Source organism: Mycolicibacterium helvum, from assembly GCF_010731895.1.
Classification (GTDB): Bacteria; Actinomycetota; Actinomycetes; order Mycobacteriales; family Mycobacteriaceae; genus Mycobacterium; species Mycobacterium helvum.
The window spans coordinates 2,350,025-2,371,196 of sequence record NZ_AP022596.1 but is presented as its reverse complement, the minus strand read 5'-3'; the positions used below and the strand labels follow the sequence as shown (position 1 = coordinate 2,371,196).

General features: G+C 65.0%; 20 protein-coding genes and 2 tRNA genes. 13 read left to right on the top strand and 9 right to left on the bottom strand.

Features of this window, described 5'->3' with window-relative positions:
- Positions 1 to 19 precede the first annotated feature (19 nt).
- Genes yidC through rpmH form a run of 4 tightly spaced genes read right to left on the bottom strand, consistent with a single transcriptional unit; the run spans position 20 to position 1,900 of the window.
- The gene (yidC, locus tag G6N38_RS10985; protein ID WP_163747556.1) at positions 20 to 1,111 is read right to left on the bottom strand and encodes a membrane protein insertase YidC; all 1,092 of its coding nucleotides are present in this window, start codon (positions 1,109 to 1,111) and stop codon (positions 20 to 22) included.
- Positions 1,104 to 1,385, bottom strand: coding sequence for a membrane protein insertion efficiency factor YidD (gene yidD, locus G6N38_RS10980; RefSeq protein ID WP_163747555.1), 282 nt, complete (start codon positions 1,383 to 1,385; stop codon positions 1,104 to 1,106). The genes yidC and yidD overlap by 8 nt, the downstream gene beginning before the upstream one ends.
- Positions 1,382 to 1,738, bottom strand: coding sequence for a ribonuclease P protein component (gene rnpA, locus G6N38_RS10975; RefSeq protein ID WP_163747554.1), 357 nt, complete (start codon positions 1,736 to 1,738; stop codon positions 1,382 to 1,384). Before rnpA ends, yidD begins: the two co-directional genes overlap by 4 nt.
- 18 nt (positions 1,739 to 1,756) lie before the next feature.
- Positions 1,757 to 1,900: a 50S ribosomal protein L34 gene (gene rpmH, locus G6N38_RS10970; RefSeq protein WP_005142265.1), complete on the bottom strand. Its 144-nt coding sequence runs from the start codon at positions 1,898 to 1,900 to the stop codon at positions 1,757 to 1,759.
- 596 nt (positions 1,901 to 2,496) lie between these two features.
- Between rpmH and dnaA the strand changes: the two genes are divergently transcribed.
- The 10 genes from dnaA (at position 2,497) to G6N38_RS10920 (ending at position 14,401) form a co-directional block, all read left to right on the top strand.
- Positions 2,497 to 3,999: a chromosomal replication initiator protein DnaA gene (dnaA, locus tag G6N38_RS10965; RefSeq protein WP_163751933.1), complete on the top strand. Its 1,503-nt coding sequence runs from the start codon at positions 2,497 to 2,499 to the stop codon at positions 3,997 to 3,999.
- A 509-nt stretch (positions 4,000 to 4,508) separates the two neighbouring features.
- The gene (gene dnaN / locus G6N38_RS10960; RefSeq protein WP_179968505.1) at positions 4,509 to 5,696 is read left to right on the top strand and encodes a DNA polymerase III subunit beta; all 1,188 of its coding nucleotides are present in this window, start codon (positions 4,509 to 4,511) and stop codon (positions 5,694 to 5,696) included.
- 28 nt (positions 5,697 to 5,724) lie between these two features.
- Positions 5,725 to 6,618: a phosphogluconate dehydrogenase (NAD(+)-dependent, decarboxylating) gene (gene gnd / locus G6N38_RS10955; RefSeq protein ID WP_163747552.1), complete on the top strand. Its 894-nt coding sequence runs from the start codon at positions 5,725 to 5,727 to the stop codon at positions 6,616 to 6,618.
- A gap of 9 nt (positions 6,619 to 6,627) precedes the next feature.
- A complete protein-coding gene (gene recF / locus G6N38_RS10950; RefSeq protein WP_163747551.1) occupies positions 6,628 to 7,773 on the top strand; it encodes a DNA replication/repair protein RecF in 1,146 nt (381 codons plus the stop codon).
- Positions 7,774 to 7,838: 65 nt separating this feature from the next.
- Entirely contained in the window at positions 7,839 to 8,342 is a 504-nt protein-coding gene (locus G6N38_RS10945) for a DUF721 family protein (RefSeq protein WP_246227991.1), read from the top strand.
- Between the two features lie 222 nt (positions 8,343 to 8,564).
- Positions 8,565 to 10,580: a DNA topoisomerase (ATP-hydrolyzing) subunit B gene (gyrB, locus tag G6N38_RS10940; RefSeq protein ID WP_163747549.1), complete on the top strand. Its 2,016-nt coding sequence runs from the start codon at positions 8,565 to 8,567 to the stop codon at positions 10,578 to 10,580.
- Positions 10,581 to 10,618: 38 nt separating this feature from the next.
- On the top strand, positions 10,619 to 13,156 hold the full coding sequence (gene gyrA / locus G6N38_RS10935; protein ID WP_163747548.1) for a DNA gyrase subunit A: 2,538 nt from the start codon (positions 10,619 to 10,621) through the stop codon (positions 13,154 to 13,156).
- 26 nt (positions 13,157 to 13,182) lie between these two features.
- Positions 13,183 to 14,052 carry a DUF3566 domain-containing protein gene (locus tag G6N38_RS10930; RefSeq protein WP_163747547.1) on the top strand — a complete coding sequence of 290 codons (870 nt, stop codon included), beginning with the start codon at positions 13,183 to 13,185 and terminating at the stop codon, positions 14,050 to 14,052.
- Positions 14,053 to 14,116: 64 nt separating this feature from the next.
- Positions 14,117 to 14,190, top strand: a tRNA-Ile gene (locus G6N38_RS10925).
- 138 nt (positions 14,191 to 14,328) lie between these two features.
- Positions 14,329 to 14,401 (top strand) — tRNA-Ala (locus tag G6N38_RS10920).
- Positions 14,402 to 14,444: 43 nt separating this feature from the next.
- Here G6N38_RS10920 and cwsA read toward each other — a convergent pair.
- Positions 14,445 to 14,855, bottom strand: coding sequence for a cell wall synthesis protein CwsA (cwsA, locus tag G6N38_RS10915; protein WP_163747546.1), 411 nt, complete (start codon positions 14,853 to 14,855; stop codon positions 14,445 to 14,447).
- A 107-nt stretch (positions 14,856 to 14,962) separates the two neighbouring features.
- Here cwsA and G6N38_RS10910 point away from each other — a divergent pair, with 107 nt between their 5' ends.
- Entirely contained in the window at positions 14,963 to 15,490 is a 528-nt protein-coding gene (locus G6N38_RS10910) for a peptidylprolyl isomerase (protein WP_108058019.1), read from the top strand.
- A gap of 57 nt (positions 15,491 to 15,547) precedes the next feature.
- Here G6N38_RS10910 and G6N38_RS10905 read toward each other — a convergent pair whose 3' ends face one another.
- Positions 15,548 to 15,976, bottom strand: coding sequence for a PH domain-containing protein (locus tag G6N38_RS10905; RefSeq protein WP_163747545.1), 429 nt, complete (start codon positions 15,974 to 15,976; stop codon positions 15,548 to 15,550).
- Positions 15,977 to 16,131: 155 nt separating this feature from the next.
- Entirely contained in the window at positions 16,132 to 16,413 is a 282-nt protein-coding gene (gene crgA / locus G6N38_RS10900) for a cell division protein CrgA (RefSeq protein ID WP_163747544.1), read from the bottom strand.
- 49 nt (positions 16,414 to 16,462) lie between these two features.
- Between crgA and G6N38_RS10895 the strand changes: the two genes are divergently transcribed.
- Together G6N38_RS10895 and G6N38_RS10890 are read left to right on the top strand one after the other, a co-directional pair.
- Positions 16,463 to 17,254, top strand: coding sequence for a DUF881 domain-containing protein (locus G6N38_RS10895; protein ID WP_179968504.1), 792 nt, complete (start codon positions 16,463 to 16,465; stop codon positions 17,252 to 17,254).
- 28 nt (positions 17,255 to 17,282) lie between these two features.
- Positions 17,283 to 18,008 (top strand): aminodeoxychorismate/anthranilate synthase component II, encoded by a 726-nt coding sequence (locus G6N38_RS10890; RefSeq protein WP_246227860.1) that lies wholly within the window; start codon positions 17,283 to 17,285, stop codon positions 18,006 to 18,008.
- Here G6N38_RS10890 and pknB read toward each other — a convergent pair.
- Both pknB and G6N38_RS10880 read right to left on the bottom strand, forming a co-directional pair.
- Positions 17,992 to 19,866, bottom strand: a complete 1,875-nt coding sequence (gene pknB / locus G6N38_RS10885) for a Stk1 family PASTA domain-containing Ser/Thr kinase (protein ID WP_163747543.1) — start codon at positions 19,864 to 19,866, stop codon at positions 17,992 to 17,994. The genes G6N38_RS10890 and pknB overlap by 17 nt on opposite strands.
- On the bottom strand, positions 19,863 to 21,140 hold the full coding sequence (locus tag G6N38_RS10880; RefSeq protein WP_163747542.1) for a protein kinase domain-containing protein: 1,278 nt from the start codon (positions 21,138 to 21,140) through the stop codon (positions 19,863 to 19,865). The genes pknB and G6N38_RS10880 overlap by 4 nt, the downstream gene beginning before the upstream one ends.
- Between the last annotated feature and the right edge of the window lie 32 nt (positions 21,141 to 21,172).

Here is a 21,172-nt window from a genome sequence, read left to right as displayed (position 1 = left end):
TCGCCGGATCGATCTCCGGTCAACGCCTACGTTTCTTGGGCCGTGCTCCCGGGCGCGGGGTGCGGCTGGTCGTACCGCCGTCGGCCGGCTTCTCCGGCCCGGTGTCGGTATCAGTGTCCGCGTCCGCCATATCGGCAATATCTGTCGAATCAACGGCGGGGTCGGCTGCCGAGCCATTGGTGGCTCCCGGCGCGCTCTTCTTCGGCTTGGTTGGCTTGACGCCCGGCGCCGGTGCGTTTGCGGCACGGCGAGCCAGCGCATCTTCCTTCTTCGCTTCTTCTTCCTGCTCGATCTTGCCGAACACGTAGTGCTGCTGACCGAAGGTCCAGATGTTATTGGAGACCCAGTAGATGATGATCGCGATCGGCAGGAAAGGCCCGCCCACCACAACACCGAGCGGGAAGACGTACAGCGCGAGCTTGTTCATCATCGCGGTCTGCGGATTGGCCGCCGCCTCCGCACTCTGGCGTGCGACCGAAGCCCGGCTGTTGAAGTAGGTAGCGATGCCGGCCAGCAGCATCAGCGGAACCGACACCCCGATGACCGCGGCCCGACTGAATTCGGTGAAGGCGTCCAGACCGGTGTGCTGCGTCATGAACGCGCCGATGGGTGCACCGAACAGGTTGGCGTCCAGGAAGTGCCCGACGTCGGCGGGGCCGAAGACGTAGTTGCCGGTAGCCCGGTTCTCGGCGACGGTCAGGTGCGGCTGGCCCCACCCGCCGGTGGTCCGGTTGAACGAACGCAACACGTGGTAGAGACCGAGGAACACCGGAATCTGGGCCAGCATCGGCAAGCAGCCAAGGATTGGGTTGAACCCGTGCTCCTTCTGCAACTTCTGCATTTCGAGCGCCATCCGCTGGCGGTCCTTGCCGTATTTCTTCTGCAGCGCCTTGATCTGTGGCTGCAATTCCTGCATCTGCCGCGTGGTGCGGATCTGACGAACGAAGGGCTTGTAGAGCAGCGCGCGCAGGCTGAACACCAGGAACATCACCGACAGCGCCCAGGCGAAGAAACTCGTGGGACCGAGGAAAGAAGCGAACAACTTGTACCAGAGCCACATGATGCCCGACACCGGGTAATAGATGACGTCCAGGCTGAACCAATTAAACATGCATGCTCCTGCTGTCGTGTTCGACATCGGCCCCGGGTGCCTGCGGGCACCGCTCGGGTATCGGATCCCATCCTCCCCGATGCCACGGCCCGCACTTCCCGAGCCGGATCACCGTCAGCCAACTCCCCCGGATCAAGCCGTACTCGGTCAGGGCATCCACGGCGTACTGACTACACGTCGGTGTGAACCGGCACGTAGGTAGCCGCAGCGGCGAGATGGTGTGGCGGTAGAGCTCGATAAGGAAGACCAGCACCCGGACCGGAAGGTGGCTCACCGCGCCTTCTCCATCAGATCGTGCGTGCGCCGAAGACCGTTTCGTAGCTGCTGCTCGAGCCGAGCCGACATCGCGTGCCGGCTGGTGGGCAGCGCACGAATCACGATGCGCTCATCGGGGTTCAGGTCAGAGAGGACAGATCTCGCAACGTGCCGCAGTCGACGGGACACCTGATGTCGTTGCACCGCATTGCCGACGGATTTGGCCACCACCAGACCGATCCGAGGTCCCCCACCGGTCTCGGCCTCGCGTCGTACGTGCACGACGATGTCCGGCTGCGCCGCTCGCACCCCATGCTTGATCGTGGCGCCGAACTCCGCAGACCGCGTCATCCGGAACTGAGCCGGGAGCACGGCGCGTGATCTCGTGGATCAGGCAGTCAGTGAACGACGACCCTTGCGCCGCCGACCCGTCACGATGGCGCGCCCAGCACGGGTGCGCATCCGCAGACGGAAGCCATGAACCCGCGCCCGGCGCCGGTTGTTCGGCTGGAAGGTCCGCTTGCCCTTGGCCACGGCTATATCTCCTCGTCGTATGGCGGTCGCCGCCCGGTGTACACGCTTGCGTGTGTACCCGAACGAACGCGACTGCCGTTGGTAAGCTCTGGTCTCGCTCGTAACCGGCGCGGTCCCGAAACCCGGTCGCAGCCGTATCGCCACGTGTGGGCGACTGTTCGAGGGTACTGACCTCACTTGCCCTGGTCAAACCGCCTTGTCGTGCCGTCGATCACCATGCGATTCCGTCAACGTCCGGGATGACCAGGGCACTACCGTCACAGCCGTCACGGCCATCCCACGCGCCGTTATACGAACGTGATCGCAATGTTGCAGAACGGTTGGCACCCGCCCCGAAAACTGTTAGCTTCTGCCAAAGCCGCTTCAGCACGGGGCGGCGCGCCAATCAACAAGCGGGGGCACGGCCGGCGGAAGTCCAGACGAGACCGAAATGCTCGGTTTGGCTTCCGGCCCGAGTTCCTGCGCCGATATGCTGCGAGACGAGGACGACTGTCCTGTCCACACCTGTGGATAACTATGTGGACAGATTCGTCGTCGTCTCGTTTGCTTTTGTGTACTAGATGAAATTTACCGATCTGACCAGGGGGGATCTGTCGTTGACCGAAGATCCCGGTTCAGCGTTCGCGACAGTGTGGAGCTCGGTCGTTGCCGAGCTCAACGGCGATGGAACGGCAGACTCACGCCTCGGCAATGGCTCTGGTGGCAATCCGCCGCTGACTCCCCAACAACGCGCTTGGCTCAAGCTGGTCCAGCCCCTCACCATCGCCGAAGGTTTCGCACTTTTGTCGGTGCCGAGCAGTTTCGTCCAGAACGAGATCGAACGACACCTGCGAACCCAGATCGTCGACGCACTCAGCCGCCGGCTAGGACAACGGGTCGAACTGGGCGTGCGAATCGCCCCGCCCGATCTCGAAGAGACCGAAGAGACCGCCGCGCCGGAGGCCCCCGCCGTCGATCCCGAACTCGATGAGGTCGACGAAGACCGTGAAGCGTTGGCCAGTGCGCACGAAACCTGGCCCAGTTATTTCATCGAGCGTCCGCGTAGCAGTACTTCCGCCGAGACGCCCGGCACCAGCCTCAACCGGCGCTACACGTTCGACACCTTCGTCATCGGAGCCTCCAACAGATTCGCGCACGCGGCCGCCCTGGCGATTGCCGAAGCGCCCGCCCGGGCCTACAACCCGCTGTTCATCTGGGGTGAGTCCGGCCTGGGCAAGACACACCTGTTGCACGCCGCCGGCAATTATGCGCAGCGGCTGTTCCCCGGCATGCGGGTGAAATACGTCTCTACCGAAGAGTTCACCAACGACTTCATCAACTCACTGCGCGACGACCGCAAGGTGGCGTTCAAACGCAGCTACCGCGACATCGACGTGCTACTGGTCGATGACATCCAGTTCATCGAAGGCAAGGAAGGTATCCAGGAAGAGTTCTTCCACACCTTCAACACCTTGCACAACGCCAACAAGCAGATCGTCATCTCCTCCGATCGGCCGCCCAAACAACTGGCCACCCTCGAAGACCGGTTGCGGACCAGGTTCGAGTGGGGACTGATCACCGACGTTCAACCACCTGAGTTGGAAACCCGCATCGCCATCTTGCGTAAAAAGGCGCAGATGGACCGGCTCGACGTTCCCGACGACGTACTCGAACTCATCGCCAGCAGCATCGAACGCAACATCCGCGAGCTCGAGGGCGCACTGATTCGGGTCACTGCCTTCGCATCGCTGAACAAGACCCCGATCGACAAGGCTCTCGCCGAGATCGTGCTGCGCGATCTCATCGCCGATGCCGGCACGATGCAGATCAGCACCGCGGCCATCATGGCCGCCACGGCCGAGTACTTCGACACCAGCGTCGAGGAGTTACGCGGTCCCGGCAAGACCAGGGCGCTGGCGCAATCCCGGCAGATCGCGATGTACCTGTGCCGTGAACTCACCGATCTGTCACTGCCCAAGATCGGCCAGGCATTCGGCCGCGACCACACCACGGTCATGTACGCCGAGAAGAAGATTCGCGGTGAAATGGCCCACCGGCGTGAGGTGTTCGATCACGTCAAGGAACTCACCACGCGGATCCGCCAGCGCTCCAAGCGCTGAAATCCCACTTTTCTGTCATCCGCGCACAAAAACTTTGGTCACTGTCGTACCAGTGGTCACACTCACGGCTTGTGCACACCGCTGTGGACAACACCTGGCAACTCTGCCGAAGAACCGGAATGACAATGAACAACCGACGGCTGTGCACACGCGCCCGCAGATTCTGCGGCCGTCATACACAACTGATACACAACCGCACACCACATCCGAGCTGGGCATCGGCGGTCCAGTCCACAGGTTGCACAGGCCCTATTACTGTTGCTGTTATCTCTCTTCCAATTTCCTCTTTGAAGACAGGCTTGGGGAGTAGCCGCTGCACAGGTCGTCGCACACCGTCCCGCGGTGCTCTTGTCACCCGGATCGATTAGCTTTCAAGATGGCGTCCGACGCTCTACGGTTGTTCTTCTGACTGCCGTTCTGCGGCTGTCGCTCACAGATCACGCTCGCCGCTGCTTCGGCAGGGGTGGACGCTGGTCGGGGTTATTGGGTGATGAAGGGACTGGGTGCACGTGGCAGCTACGACGGTTGGCTCCGACTTGAAGTTCCGCCTCGTGCGGGAAGACTTCGCCGATGCGGTGGCCTGGGTTGCCCGTAATCTTCCGACTCGTCCGACGGTGCCGGTGCTGGCTGGAGTGTTGCTCACCGGCACTGACGAGGGCTTGGTCATCTCCGGCTTCGATTACGAAGTCTCGGCCGAGGTGCGTGTTCCTGCTGAAATCGCCTCTCCGGGAAGCGTTTTGGTCTCCGGTCGGTTGTTGTCCGACATCACCAAGGCGCTCCCGGCCAAGCCGGTGGACGTCAGCGTGGAGGGCACTCGGGTGTCGTTGACGTGCGGTAGCGCCCGATTCTCACTGCCGACCATGGCAGTGGAGGATTATCCGGCGCTGCCGGAGCTCCCCGAGGAAACCGGTGTCGTCTCGGCTGATCTGTTCGGCGAGGCGATAGGCCAGGTCGCTGTGGCAGCCGGGCGCGATGACACGCTGCCGATGCTGACCGGTATCCGGGTGGAGATTTCCGGTGAGGCAGTAGTTTTGGCTGCCACCGACCGGTTCCGGTTGGCGGTGCGCGAGCTGACCTGGGCGACGTCTTCGCCCAGCTTGGAAGCTGCGGTGCTGGTGCCGGCCAAGACGTTGGCAGAAGCAGCCAAGGCCGGCACGTCGGGTTCGGAGGTCCATCTGGCCCTGGGTGCCGGGTCGACAGTCGGTAAAGAAGGTCTGCTGGGAATCCGCAGCGGCGGCAAGCGCAGCACGACGCGCTTGCTCGATGCCGAGTTCCCGAAATTCCGTCAGCTGCTGCCTGCCGAGCACACTGCCGTAGCGACCATCGGAGTGGCGGAGCTGAGCGAGGCGATCAAGCGTGTTGCGCTGGTCGCCGATCGCGGCGCGCAGGTGCGGATGGAATTTGGCGATGGAGTGCTGCGGCTCTCGGCTGGCGCCGATGATGTCGGCCGCGCGGAGGAGGACCTGCCGGTGGACTTCGCCGGCGAGCCGCTGACGATCGCGTTCAATCCGACCTACCTCACCGACGGCCTTGGTTCGCTGCATTCCGACCAAGTGACGTTCGGTTTCACCACACCGAGCCGACCCGCGGTGCTGCGGCCGGCCAATAGTGATGAACAGGTAGAAGGCACCGGGCCGTTCCCCGCTGTTCAGACCGACTACGTATATCTGTTGATGCCGGTCCGGCTACCCGGTTGACCCGGACCGCTGACCTAGAGAGGCACACATGCAGTTGGGTTTGGTCGGTCTTGGAAAAATGGGCTTCAACATGCGCCAGCGGTTGCGTGAAGGCGGCCACGAAGTCATCGGGTATGACCCCAGGCCTGAGGTGACGGATGTCTCCACCTTGGCTGGGCTGGCCCAGGAGCTCAGTGCTCCCCGTGTCGTCTGGGTCATGGTGCCGTCGGGTCCGATCACCGATGACACCATCAGCGAGTTGGCTGAGGTCCTCAGCCCGGGCGACCTCGTCATCGACGGTGGTAACTCCAAGTACACCGAGGATGGTCCCCATGCGGAACTCCTTGGGAAGAAGGGGATTTCATTCGTTGACGCGGGTGTTTCCGGAGGTATCTGGGGTTTGGCCGAAGGTTACGGCTTGATGGTTGGTGGCAGCGACGAGGATGTCGCCCGGGTAATGCCGATCTTCGATACCCTGCGCCCACCCGGTGATCTTGCCGACGGTTTCGTGCACGCCGGGCCCGTCGGTGCGGGTCACTACGCCAAGATGGTGCACAACGGTATCGAATACGGGCTGATGATGGCCTACGCCGAAGGCTACGAACTGCTGGCCGCCGAACCGTTGATCAAAGACACTCAGGCGGTGATCCAGGCGTGGACGAATGGCACCGTTGTGCGGTCGTGGCTGCAGCAGCTATTGGCAAAGGCACTCGCCGAAGATCCGTCGTTCGACGCGATCTCGGGCTACACCGAGGATTCCGGTGAGGGTCGCTGGACCGTCGAGGAGGCGATTCGTCACCGGGTTCCGATGCCAGTGATCGCTGCGTCGCTATTTGCGAGGTTTGCTTCCCGGCAAGAGGATTCGCCGACGATGAAGGCAGTCTCTGCGCTGCGCAATCAGTTTGGTGGACACGCCGTCAAGCGGGTCTCGGTGTCGGGATAGCGAGGTCCGATGTACGTCCGGCAGCTGGCGCTACGCGACTTTCGGTCGTGGCAACACGTCGAACTCGAATTAGCGCCGGGCCGGACGGTCTTCGTCGGTCCCAACGGTTTCGGCAAAACGAATCTTGTTGAGGCGCTTTGGTATTGCGCGACTCTCGGGTCACATCGGGTCGCCACCGACGCCCCCTTGATCCGGGCCGGGGCCGAACGCGCGGTGGTCTCGGCAATCGTCGTCAATGAGGGACGAGAGCTCGCCGTTGATATCGAAATCGCGGCGGGACGGGCAAATAAGGCGCGGCTGAACCGTTCTCCGGTACGCAGCACCCGCGAAGTGCTCGGGGCCGTGCGTGCGGTGTTGTTCGCCCCAGAGGATCTTGCCCTGGTGCGTGGCGATCCCGGGGAACGCCGCCGGTATCTCGACGAACTCGCCTCGGTACGCCGACCGCGGGTGGCCGCGATTCGTGCGGACTATGAGAAGGTGCTCAAGCAGCGCACCGCGCTTCTGAAATCAGCTGTGGGAGGGCGGTTTCGGGGTGACGTTGGGGTGCTCGAGACACTCGATGTGTGGGACGGCCACCTCGCCGCGCATGGCGCGGAGCTGATGGCCGCCCGTATCGAACTGACCAACCTGCTGGCACCGGAAGTGGAGAAGGCCTACCAACTGCTGGCGCCCGCGTCGCGGCCGGCAGCCATCGGCTACCGCAGCAGCGTCGAGTTGGACGGTACCGACCTGGACGTCGAGTACCTACAAGCCGCCCTCTTGGCCGGGCTGGCCGCGCGTCGCGGCGCGGAGCTGGAACGGGGCGTCTGCCTGGTCGGGCCCCATCGCGACGATTTGGAATTGCGCCTGGGCGACCAGCCGGCCAAGGGCTTTGCCAGTCACGGCGAATCCTGGTCCATGGCACTGGCTTTGCGGCTGGCCTCGTATGAGCTGTTGCGCACTGAGGGCAGTGAACCGGTGCTGATTCTCGACGATGTGTTCGCCGAACTGGATAGTGCGCGCCGGCGCGCGCTGGCTGGTGTCGCCGCTGATGCCGAGCAGGTACTGATCACCGCCGCCGTCGGTGAGGACATCCCGGCGGACTGGGACGCCACCCGAATTGGGATTGCCCTGCGTGACGACGACGACGGCCGGATGTCGGAGGTGACCTCGTGACGGAACCCGACGACGAGACCGACGAGGTCAAGGGCCCGCCCGAGCATTTGGCTGGATTGGCGGGGATGGATCTGGTGCGTCGCACTCTTGAGGAAGCTCGCGGCGCAGCGCGCAGTCAGGGTAAGGAGGTCGGCCGGGGTCGCCGCTCCCCCGGTGCCCGCCGCAGCGCCGACCGGGATGGTCGTCGCCGCTGGTCGGGACCAGGTCCGGATGGCCGCGACCCGCAGCCACTGGGGACGGTGGCCAACGAACTGGCCAAATCGCGTGGCTGGACCCCCAAGGTCGCTGAGGGTGCGGTGTTCGCGCAGTGGGCCACCGTGGTTGGTGAACAGATTGCCGAGCATGCCGAGCCGACCACGCTGCGGGACGGTGTGTTGAGTGTGGCCGCTGAGTCGACGGCATGGGCGACCCAGCTGCGGATGGTGCAAGCGCAGCTGTTGGCCAAGATCGCCGCGGCGGTCGGTGATGGCGTGGTGACGGCGTTGAAGATCACTGGTCCGGTCGCTCCGTCGTGGCGGAAGGGCAAGTTGCACATTTCCGGGCGCGGCCCGCGCGACACCTACGGCTGAGCCCTACTACCACAATCGGCTGACGGCCACGAGACGGTCGCTGACCAACGCGCCAAGCGTCATGACGTATGCCAATCCGAGAAATTCCGTGCACGGCGCAACTAGGTGTGTAGAAACGCCGCCGCAGAATCAGTCCGGAAAGCGCTAACCGGTAGACTTACTCAAGACCTGTGCACGGTCGTTGAGTCGTGCGCTGCGAACCCCAAGGAGAGCGTTCCGCTAGTGGCTGCCACAGAACAGTACGGTGCCGACTCGATCAAAGTCCTCGAAGGCCTGGAGGCGGTTCGTAAACGCCCCGGCATGTATATCGGCTCGACCGGTGAACGAGGGCTCCACCACCTCGTCTGGGAAGTTGTCGACAACTCGGTCGACGAGGCGATGGCGGGATTCGCCACCAAGGTCACGGTGCGGATTCTCGAGGACGGTGGGGTCGAGGTCACCGACGACGGCCGCGGCATTCCGGTCGCGATGCACTCCACCGGAATCCCCACCATCGATGTGGTCATGACCGTGCTGCATGCCGGCGGCAAGTTCGAAGAGGGCGCCTACCAGGTCTCGGGCGGTCTGCACGGCGTGGGTGTTTCGGTGGTGAACGCACTGTCGAGCCGCCTCGAGGCTGACGTCCGCACCGACGGCTACGAATGGTTCCAGACCTACGACCATTCGGTGCCGGGGACTCTGCGCCAGGGTGAGAAGACCCGCAAGACCGGCACCACCATCCGGTTCTGGGCAGATCCCAACATCTTCGAGACGACGACCTACGACTTCGAAACCATCGCCCGCCGCCTGCAAGAGATGGCCTTCCTCAACAAGGGCCTGACGATTGAGCTGACCGACGAGCGCGTCACCCCCGACCAGGTTGTCGATGACGTCGTCAGCGACACCGCCGCAGCGCCTAAATCCGCGGAAGAAAAGGCCGCCGAAGCGGCCTCGGGCCAGCACAAGGTCAAGCACCGGGTGTTCCACTACCCCGGCGGTCTGGTCGACTTCGTCAAGCACATCAACCGCACCAAGAATTCGATCCAGCCCAGCGTCATTGATTTCGACGGCAAGGGTGTGGGCCACGAGGTCGAGATCGCGATGCAGTGGAACGCCGGCTATTCGGAGTCGGTGCACACCTTCGCGAACACGATCAACACGCACGAGGGCGGTACCCACGAAGAGGGTTTCCGTGCCGCGCTGACGACGGTGGTCAACAAGTACGCCAAGGACAAGAAGCTGCTCAAGGAAAAGGATGCGAACCTCACCGGTGATGACATCCGCGAGGGTCTCGCGGCGGTGATCTCGGTGAAGGTCTCCCAGCCGCAGTTCGAGGGGCAGACCAAGACCAAGCTCGGCAACACCGAGGTGAAGTCCTTCGTGCAGAAGATCTGCAACGAACAGCTGACCCACTGGTTCGAGGCCAACCCGACCGAGGCCAAGACCGTCGTAAACAAGGCGGTGTCCTCGGCGCAGGCCCGCATCGCCGCCCGGAAGGCTCGTGAACTGGTACGGCGCAAGAGCGCCACCGACATCGGCGGCCTGCCCGGCAAGCTCGCTGACTGCCGTTCCACCGACCCGAGCAAGTCGGAGCTGTATGTGGTGGAGGGTGATTCGGCCGGTGGCTCGGCAAAGAGTGGCCGCGATTCGATGTTCCAGGCGATCCTGCCGCTGCGCGGCAAGATCATCAACGTCGAGAAGGCGCGCATCGACCGCGTGCTGAAGAACACCGAAGTCCAAGCGATCATCACCGCACTGGGCACCGGCATCCACGATGAGTTCGACCTTGCCAAGCTGCGCTATCACAAGATCGTCCTGATGGCCGACGCCGACGTTGACGGACAACATATTTCGACCCTGCTGCTGACCCTGCTGTTCCGGTTCATGAAGCCGCTGGTGGAGAACGGCCACATCTTCTTGGCGCAGCCCCCGCTGTACAAGCTGAAGTGGCAGCGCAGCGAGCCGGAGTTCGCCTACTCCGACCGGGAGCGCGACGGCCTGCTCGAAGCGGGTAAGGCCGCCGGCAAGCGGATCAACGTCGACGACGGCATTCAGCGCTACAAGGGTCTGGGTGAGATGGACGCCAAGGAGCTGTGGGAAACCACCATGGACCCGTCGGTCCGGGTGCTGCGCCAGATCACGCTGGACGACGCCGCCGCCGCGGATGAGTTGTTCTCGATCCTGATGGGTGAGGACGTCGAGGCCCGTCGCAGCTTCATCACCCGCAACGCCAAAGACGTTCGCTTCCTGGATGTTTAGCGAAGTACACCCCGTCATAGGGACAAAAGAGGACTCACATGACTGACACCACCCTGCCGCCCGGCGAGGAAGCCGGCGACCGTATCGAGCCGGTCGATATCCAGCAGGAGATGCAGCGCAGCTATATCGACTATGCGATGAGCGTCATCGTCGGGCGCGCGTTACCGGAGGTGCGTGACGGCCTCAAGCCGGTGCACCGCCGCGTGCTGTATGCGATGTTCGACTCCGGATTCCGACCCGACCGCGGCCACGCGAAATCGGCGCGCTCCGTTGCCGAGACCATGGGTAACTATCACCCACACGGCGATTCGTCGATCTACGACACCCTGGTGCGTATGGCGCAGCCGTGGTCGCTGCGCTATCCACTGGTCGACGGCCAGGGCAACTTCGGCTCGCCGGGCAATGATCCGGCGGCTGCCATGCGGTACACCGAGGCGCGGCTGACCCCGTTGGCCATGGAGATGCTGCGTGAAATCGACGAGGAGACAGTCGATTTCGTTCCGAACTACGACGGTCGTGTGCAGGAGCCGACGGTTCTGCCGAGCCGGTTTCCGAACCTGCTGGCCAATGGTTCGGGCGGTATCGCCGTCGGTATGGCCACCAATATCCCGCCGCACAACCTGCGCGAGTTGGCCGAGGCCGTGTACTGGTGCCTGGACAACCACGAGGCCGACGAAGAGGCGACGCTGGCGGCCTGCTGCGAGCGAGTCAAGGGTCCCGACTTCCCCACCCACGGTCTGATCGTCGGATCCCAGGGCATTCACGACGCGTATACGACGGGCCGCGGCTCGATCCGGATGCGCGGCGTCGTGGAGATCGAGGAGGACTCCCGCGGTCGTACGTCGATCGTGATCACCGAGTTGCCCTATCAGGTCAACCACGACAACTTCATCACCTCGATCGCCGAGCAGGTCCGCGACGGCAAGCTCGGCGGCATCTCCAATATCGAAGACCAGTCCAGTGACCGGGTGGGTCTGCGCATCGTCGTCGAGATCAAGCGCGACGCCGTGGCCAAGGTCGTGCTGAACAACCTCTACAAGCACACCCAGCTGCAGACCAGCTTCGGCGCCAACATGCTGTCGATCGTCGACGGTGTCCCCAGGACGCTGCGCCTGGACCAGATGATCCGCTACTACGTCGAGCACCAACTCGATGTGATCATCCGGCGCACCACCTACCGGCTGCGCAAGGCCAATGAGCGGGCCCACATCCTGCGCGGCCTGGTCAAGGCGCTCGATGCCCTCGATGAGGTCATCGCCCTGATCCGGGCCTCGGAGAGCGCCGACGTCGCCCGGGTTGGCTTGATGGAACTGCTCGACGTCGACGAGATCCAGGCTCAGGCCATCCTCGATATGCAGCTGCGTCGGCTTGCTGCCCTGGAGCGTCAGCGCATCGTCGACGACCTTGCCAAGATCGAGGCCGAGATCGCCGACCTGGAAGACATTCTGGCCAAGCCGGAACGCCAGCGCGCGATCGTCCGTGATGAGCTCGCTGAACTTGCCGACAAGCACGGCGACGACCGGCGCACCCGGATCATCGCCTCCGACGGTGACGTCTCCGACGAAGATCTGATCGCCCGCGAGGACGTCGTCGTCACCATCACCGAAACCGGCTACGCCAAGCGGACCAAGACCGACCTGTACCGCAGCCAGAAGCGCGGCGGCAAGGGTGTGCAGGGCGCCGGCCTCAAGCAGGACGACATCGTGCGGCACTTCTTCGTGTCGTCGACGCATGACTGGATCCTGTTCTTCACCACGCAGGGCCGGGTATACCGGGCCAAGGCCTACGAGCTGCCGGAGGCGTCGCGCACCGCGCGCGGCCAGCACGTGGCCAACCTGCTGGCGTTCCAGCCTGAGGAGCGCATCGCCCAGGTCATCCAGATCAAGAGCTACGAGGACGCGCCCTATCTGGTGCTGGCCACCCGCAACGGCTTGGTGAAGAAGACCAAGCTCACCGATTTCGACTCCAACCGCTCCGGCGGAATCGTCGCGATCAACCTGCGCGACGGCGACGAACTGGTCGGTGCGGTGCTGTGCTCGGCGGAGGACGACCTGTTGCTGGTCAGTGCCAACGGCCAGTCGATCCGGTTCTCGGCCACCGACGAGGCGCTGCGGCCGATGGGCCGGGCCACCTCGGGTGTGCAGGGCATGCGGTTCAACGAGGACGACCGCCTGCTGTCGCTGAACGTCGTGATCGAAGGCACATACTTGCTGGTCGCAACGGCCGGCGGTTACGCCAAGCGGACGGCCATCGATGAGTACACCGTCCAGGGACGCGGCGGTAAAGGCATCCTGACCATTCAATACGACCGCAGGCGTGGCAGTCTGGTTGGCGCATTGGTGGTCGATGAAGACAGTGAGCTGTACGCCATCACCTCGGGCGGCGGGGTCATCCGCACCGCTGCTCGTCAGGTCCGCAAGGCCGGGCGCCAGACAAAGGGTGTTCGCTTGATGAACCTGGGCGAGGGCGACACACTGTTAGCCATTGCCCGCAATGCCGAGGAGCAGGACACCACCGACGAGGTGGCCGGGCCGGACGAGGTGGCCGGGCCGGATGTCGACTCTGACGAAACGTAGCGCGGCGGGACAAGTAAGGAGTGGCGGTGAGCGCACCGAACGACCCGGGCCAACCCGGACCGGGTGCTAACGGTGGATCCGGCGAGGTTCCACCCTGGCAACGCGGTGCGGCGCGGGCGCGACAAGGCGGCGCACCGCAGCGACCGGCCGCCGAGGGACAGCCCCGTCCACCGGCCCCGCCAGCGGGTCCCCCGTCGAGCATTGAGGCCCGCGTCAACCGGTTCATCACCGGTACGGGCGCACCGGATCAGCCTGGGCAGGGCGGACCACCACCGCCGCCTCGGCCCGATAACGACGCTTCGGTGAACCGTCCGGAGCCGCGCCCTGAGCCCAGGCCGGAGCCCCGTCCTGAACCCAGGCCGGAGCCGCGCACTGAACCCGCGCGCCCCGAGGGCTACGGAAGTGAGCTGCCGGATCTGTCGGGGTCGACCCCGCCCAAGCCGGTGGCACAGCCGCGTAAGGCGGCACCGGAGCAGTCGGCGCGGCCAGCCGGGGCAGCCGCCCGGGTTGCGGTGGCGGCCAGTAGATCTCGCGGGCCGGTACGAGCCAGCATGCAGATCCGGCACATCGATCCGTGGAGCGCGCTGAAGGTGTCGTTGCTGCTGTCGGTGGCGTTGTTCTTCGTGTGGATGGTTGCCGTGGCGTTCCTCTACTTGGTGCTGGGCGGCATGGGGGTGTGGAGCAAGCTCAACAGCAACGTGGGTGACCTGCTGACGGCAACGAGCGGCGGCGGCGGCGAGCTGGTGTCCAGCGGGACGATCTTCGGCGGCGCGGCCTTGATCGGTCTGGTGAATATCGTGCTGCTGACGGCAATGGCGACCGTCGGGGCGTTCATCTACAACCTCAGCACCGACATCGTCGGTGGGGTCGAGGTCACGCTCGCCGACCGGGACTAGCGCTCGCGGTTTGGGCGCAGCCCCGGGGGTGCGGTAATCTCGTCGCTCGGTCGTATGTGAGTACGGGCCTATAGCTCAGGCGGTTAGAGCGCTTCGCTGATAACGAAGAGGTCGGAGGTTCGAGTCCTCCTAGGCCCACGATGTCCTGGTCGACAGGAAGGGCGCCCGTGCGGATTGCACTGCTGGTAGCGGTGTTGGCGGTGGTTTCCTTGGGCGCGGCGATCATTCGCAGCCGCCGCGGCGAAATCTGGCACACCCTCGACGACTGAGACACGAGGGGCCTTAGCTCAGTTGGTAGAGCGCTGCCTTTGCAAGGCAGATGTCAGGAGTTCGAATCTCCTAGGCTCCACATAACGGTCGGGCGGCCTTTCGGGAGCTCGACGTCCACCACCCTAGATTTTGGGCGCCACGTCCACGCTCGGCGGTAACGCCGACGGCTCAGGAGTCGCCGATCGCCGCGCGATCGAGAACGCAACGGCGCCACCGGCCACCACGGCCAGTCCCAGGAATCCGAACACGAACAGCCGCCGCCGACGGCGATGCTGCGACTTGCGAGCCTCGGCCAGCAGCTGCGGCAGCTCCGCCGCCACCTGCTTGACCGCCTCGGCCTCTTTGGTGAGTTCGTGTTGCACAGCGCGCGCTTCGCGAGCCCGACGCTTGATTGTGCTCGCGGCCGACTCGGCCCCGTGCACGCTGATGCCGACCACGCCCCGGGTGATGTCCACCGGACCCACTGCGGTGTAGTGCAGTCCGCGGTTAAGCCGCTCGCGCGGCGTGAGTTTGGGTTCAGTCCTGCGGCCCATAGGGTCCTCCCGGCGCTTGCGGTTGGTGGTGTTATCAACAGTGCCACAGCGCCGTGAGGGGTGGCCGCGAGTTGGGGCACTCGACGCTAGTGGCACACTGATTTCCCGTGACTAGCCCCATTGCGACCGCGACCGCGACCCTGCACACCAACCGCGGCGACATCAAGATCGCCCTGTTCGGTAATCACGCCCCCAAGACCGTCGGCAACTTCGTCGGCTTGGCCCAGGGCACCAAGGAGTACTCGACGCAGAACGCATCGGGCAGCACCTCGGGTCCGTTCTACGACGGCGCGGTGTTCCACCGCGTCATCGACGGCTTCATGATCCAGGGCGGCGACCCGACCGGCACCGGCCGCGGTGGCCCCGGCTACAAGTTCGCCGACGAATTCCACCCGGAGCTGCAGTTCGACAAGCCCTACCTGCTGGCGATGGCCAACGCCGGCCCCGGCACCAACGGGTCCCAGTTCTTCATCACTGTCGGCAAGACCCCGCATCTGAATCGTCGGCACACGATCTTCGGTGAGGTCGTCGATCCGGAGTCGCAGAAGGTCGTCGACGCCATCGCCACCACGGCCACTGATCGCAATGATCGGCCGAACGACGCCGTGGTGATCGAGTCCATCACCATCTCCTAGCGTCGAGACAGCGTTGAGAGCGAGAGATCCCGCGGGAATCTCGCTCTCAATGCGGTGTCAACGGTCGCCTGAAGCCCCCGCGTAACCCGCGTCGGTCAGCGCATCCAGAACATCCAGCGGATCAGCTCCCAGGTCCCACCGGCTGAGCACGATCAGCCGGTCGGCGGCCGTTTCGATCTCCACCAATCGCGTCTTGCGACCGATGCGGCGGAACTCGGTGATGCGGATCAGCGTGATGTCGTGACGCTGCAGCGTCTGCGACCGGAACCACCCTCGGTACACCAGCCCGTCGGCGGTGATAGCCAGCTTGGGTCTGGCTCGCCATGATCCGAATGCGAACGCCAGCAGCCCTACCGCAGCAATCCCGGTGAGGATCCGGCCGGGAGGGTCTGTGACAACGGTCACACAGCCGATTGCCATCAAGATGCCCGCGATCCCGAGACCTGCGATGGCCCCGATCCGGGGGCCCCATTCAGTTTGCTGCATGGCGTCCTCGGGTGTATCTACCGTGGGTGATGCAGTTATCCACAGGCGTTATCAACAATGGGGATGAATCACACGCGTGTGATTGGGTGACCAGAAGGTTGCCAGCCTCAGAACGGTGAACGCACAGCACGGATCCTCTAAGCTGTCCGCCTCGGTCAGCGCCACCGCATTGTCAGCAACAATCCGGTGATCATGAACCCGAAGGCGATCGCGTAGTTCCACGGACCCAGGTTGGCCATCCACTGCAGCGCGCTGGGCACGTCCAGGCCGGAGGCGGCCAACTGGAATACCAGCAGCCAGGCCAGCCCGATCAGCATCAGGCTGATGAACAGCACGACGAACCACACGCTCGACGGCCCGGCCTTGACCTTGACCGGAGTGCGGCTCACCGGGTTGACCGTGAAGTCGTTCTTCTTGCGAACCTTGGACTTGGGCATGGGTACCTTCGGGCCGGGATCTTCTGCGACGATGGTGCGCAGACCGACTATGAGATTAACGCAGCGGCGCCGCGACCCGACAACTCCGGCACCAGCGACGACGGGCGCGGCGCGCTCGCCGTGGCGGTTCGGCGTCCCGGTGGTATGCCTGCTTGCCGGCGTGCTGCTGGCCGCCACCCATGGCGTTTCCGGTGGCACCGACATCCGTCGCGCCGATTCACCGCGGCTGGTCGATCTGGTCCACGACGCCCAGAACTCGGTTGACCGGCTCAACGCCCAGCGCGATGCGTTGGCCGCCCAGGTCGACTCCACCCACGGTGCGTCGGCCGGGACTGCGCTGGCGGCGATGCTGGCCCGCGCCGACGAACTGGCCGGCGACGCCGGGCTGGATCCGGTGCACGGTGCGGGGTTGATCGTCACGCTGTCGGACGCCCAGCGCGACGCCAACGGGCGCTTCCCGCGCGACGCCTCGCCCGACGATCTGGTGGTCCATCAGCAGGACATCCAAGCCGTGCTGAACGCGCTGTGGAGCTCCGGCGCCGAGGCGATCCAGATGCAAGACCAGCGCATCATCGGAACCTCGGCACCCCGCTGCGTCGGCAACACGCTGCTGCTCAACGGTCGTACCTACAGCCCGCCGTACACCATCACCGCGATCGGTGACGCGACCGCGATGCGCGCGGCGCTGGCCGCCGCTCCCCTGGTCACCTTGTACAAGCAATACGTCGTGCGGTTCGGGTTGGGCTACAGCGAGCAGACCCGTGACGACATCGCGGTCGCCGCCTATGCCGGGCCGGTGCGGATGCGCTACGCCCAGCCGGTCGGTCCGCTCGGCTACTGAGCTGTTCAGGCCCGGGTAATCTGACCGGGTGCAGGTCTTGGTCGTCGACAATTACGACAGCTTCGTGTTCAACCTGGTCCAGTATCTGGGCCAACTCGGTGTGGACGCACAGGTCTGGCGCAACGACGACGCGCGACTGGCCGACGCAGCCAGTATCGCTGCTGAGTTCGACGGGGTGCTGCTGAGTCCGGGGCCGGGCACACCGGAGCGGGCGGGCGCGTCGATCCCGTTGGTGCGCGCCTGCGCCGCTGCCGGCACCCCACTGCTGGGGGTGTGCCTCGGTCATCAGGCGATCGGCGTGGCATTCGGTGGAACGGTCGACCGCGCGCCCGAGCTGCTGCACGGCAAGACCAGCACCGTCTACCACACCAATATCGGTGTGCTACACGGACTTCCGGACCCGTTTACGGCGACGCGCTACCACTCGCTGACCATCCTGCCGGAGACCATGCCAGCCGAGCTGGAGGTGACCGCCCGTACCGAGGGGGGTGTCATCATGGCGGTGCGGCACGTGGAACTGCCGATCCACGGTGTGCAATTCCATCCCGAGTCGATCCTGACCGAGGGCGGCCACCGGATGCTCGCCAACTGGCTGGGCTACTGCGGGCAGGCTCCCGAGGAGACGCTGGTGCATCGCCTCGAGCAAGAGGTGGCCGATACCGTGCGGCACGCCCTCGGGGGTGGCGGGCAGGAGCGCAGCGACCGGGGGATTAGCTCCGGCGGGGAGCCCTCCCTAGCTACGACGCAAAGCTGAGGGTGATCGTCGCCCCGAAGTTCACACCGCTACCCGGCGCCGGGCTCTGGGATACGACGGCATTCGAGCGCTGACCGCTGTTCTGCACGTCGCCGCCCTTGTCCAGCCCACCGGTCCAGCCCAGGCCACGCAAACGTGGCTCGGCATCCGTCCAGAACATGCCCCGAAGATCCGGCATGACGAACTGGTTGCCCTTGGACACCTTGATCTGGATCGGGGTGTCCTGAGGCACTGTCTGCCCGTTCGCCGGGTCGGTACCGATCACTTGACCGGATGGCTCGGTGCTGTCGGTCGGCACCGGCACGGTCTTCACGAAGCCGGATGCGGTGAGAATCTGCTGCGCCACGTCGACGGTCTGCCCGGCGACCACCGGAACCTCGGCATTCTGCGGTCCGGAGCCGATGACGATGGTGATCTCGTTGGTGATCGCCGACAACTGGTTGGCGGGCGGAACGGTCGACAGGACTCGGTCCTTGTCCTCGGGCTTGGAAGCTGAGTTTGTCTGCTTGAACTTGCTGAACCCGGCGTCTTTGAGCTTCTTGGTGCAATCGGCGGCCGAGAACGCCGTACAGTCTGGAACTTCCACCTGCTTGGGGCCGGTCGACACATTGATCGCGATGTCGTCACCGGCGCTGGCCATCGAGTTGGCCGGGGGGTCGGTGTCGATGACTTTGTCCGGCAGCACCGTGTTGTCGGGCTTTTGGACGGTGTGAATTTTGAAGCCCTTGTTCTGCAGTGCCGCGATCGCGTCGGCGGTCGCTTGGCCACGGACGTCGGGGATCTGCAGATTGCGTGGGCTTCCGCTGACCATGTTGATCGCGATCGTCACCACCACGGTCAGGATGGCCAGCACGGCGACGACGATCAGCCAGCGGCCGATCGACCCGCCGGCGCGGTCGTTGTCGACGAAGCGGGCCGTCCGGGGAATCTCGTCGGTGTCGTCGCCGCGGGACGGCACCGACGGTGCGTTGAGCATGGAGGTCCGCTCGGCGGCGCTGAAGACCTTGGGCGCCTCGGGGGCTTCGCCGTTGTGCACGCGAACCAGGTCGGTGCGCATCTCGGCGGCCGTCTGGTAGCGGTTGTCGGGGTTCTTGGCCAGCGCTTTGAGCACGACGGCGTCAAGCTCCGGGGAGATACCCGGATGCTTTGCCGACGGGGGTACCGGATCCTCGCGGACATGCTGGTAGGCCACCGCCACAGGCGAGTCACCGACGAACGGCGGCTCCCCGGTGAGCATCTCGTAGAGGACGCAGCCCAGCGAGTAGACGTCCGAGCGGGCATCGACCTTCTCGCCGCGGGCTTGTTCCGGGGAGAGGTACTGGGCGGTGCCGATCACCGCTGCGGTCTGCGTGACGTTGTTGGCGTCGGCAAGCGCCCGGGCGATGCCGAAATCCATCACCTTCACCGCGCCGGTCTTGGAGATCATGATGTTCGCCGGCTTGACGTCGCGGTGGATGATGCCGTGCTGGTGGCTGAAGTTCAGTGCCTGGCAGGCGTCGGCGATGACCTCGATGGCCCGCCGGTACGGCATCGGACCGTCGGTGTGGACGATGTCACGCAGGGTGACCCCGTCGACGTACTCCATCACGATGTAGGGCAACGGACCGTTGCCGGTGTCGGCTTCACCGGTGTCGTACACCGCCACGATCGCGGGGTGGTTCAGCGCGGCGGCATTCTGCGCTTCCCGGCGGAACCGCAGGTAAAAGCTAGGATCACGGGCCAGGTCGGCGCGCAGCACCTTGACCGCGACGTCCCGGTGCAGCCGCGTGTCGCGGGCCATGTGCACCTCGGACATGCCACCGAAGCCGAGAATTTCGCCCAGCTCGTAGCGGTCGGACAGATGCTGTGGGGTGGTCATCGCGGTATCTCGTCGTTTCGATCGGACTCGGTCAGCGCAGTAACAGCCACGCTGCCTGCCGTGAATCGGATTGGCCCGATCTGGTCTCCAGCTTGACCGGTTCGCGGGTCATCCGTCCAACCGGTCGGCGCCGACTGGGGCGTCGCGGGCGGTTGCACCGTTTCCGTTTCGGTCCGCTGTACCGGGGCGCTGTCTTTACGGTCGGCGAGCACGATCAGGATGGCGCTGATGATCGCGAGTGCGCCCAGCACGCCAGCTGCCCACAGCAGGGCCCGCTGACCGGAGGAGAACGTGCGCCGCGGAGGGGGTGGGCGGTGGCTGCCCGTGTTGGCGCGCGGGCGCATCCCGGTGGGCGGCGCTGCTGGCATCCGGGGCGAACTTCCGGGGATCGCGGCAGGCGTCGCGCGGATCGTCGGCGCGGAGTTGGGCCGCGGCGGGCGTCGGCCGGCTCGCACCGCGGCCACCGCGTCGGCGAACTGGCCGCCGTTGCGGTAACGCATGCCCGGGTTCTTCACCAGGGTGATCTCGATGAGTTCGCGCACGTTGGGCGGCAGGTCGGCCGGCAGCGGTGCCGGCGTCTCCTTGATGTGCTTCATCGCCACCGTCAGCGCGCCGTCGCCGACGAACGGCCGCTTGCCTGAAACCGATTCGTAGCCAACAACTCCCAGTGCGTACACGTCACTGGCCGCGGTGGCATCGTGACCCAGCGCCTGCTCGGGGGCGATGTACTGGGCGGTGCCCATCACCATTCCGGTCTGGGTGACGGGGGCGGCGTCGACGGCTTTGGCGATACCGAAGTCGGTGAGTTTCACCTGACCGGTCGGTGTGATGAGGATGTTTCCGGGTTTGACGTCGCGGTGCACCAGGCCGGCGGAATGGGCCACCTGCAGTGCACGTCCGGTCTGCTCGAGCATGTCCAGCGCGTGCCGCAGCGACAACCGGCCGGACCGCTTGATCACCGAGTTCAGCGGTTCGCCGTTGATGAGCTCCATCACCAGGTAGGCGGTACGGCCCTCGCCGTCCATATCGGTCTCGCCGTAGTCGTGCACGGCGGCGATGCCCGGGTGGTTGAGCATCGCGACGGTGCGCGCCTCGGCGCGGAACCGTTCGATGAACTCGGGGTCAGAGGAGAACTCCTGCTTGAGCACCTTGACCGCGACCCGGCGTCCCAGCCGGCTGTCGACGGCCTCCCACACCTGGCCCATACCGCCGGTGGCGATCAGCCGCTGCAAGCGGTAGCGGCCCGACAGCGTCACTCCTACGCGGGGCGTCATTGCTCGCCTCGCTTCGCTCGCCTGCGGGGGGT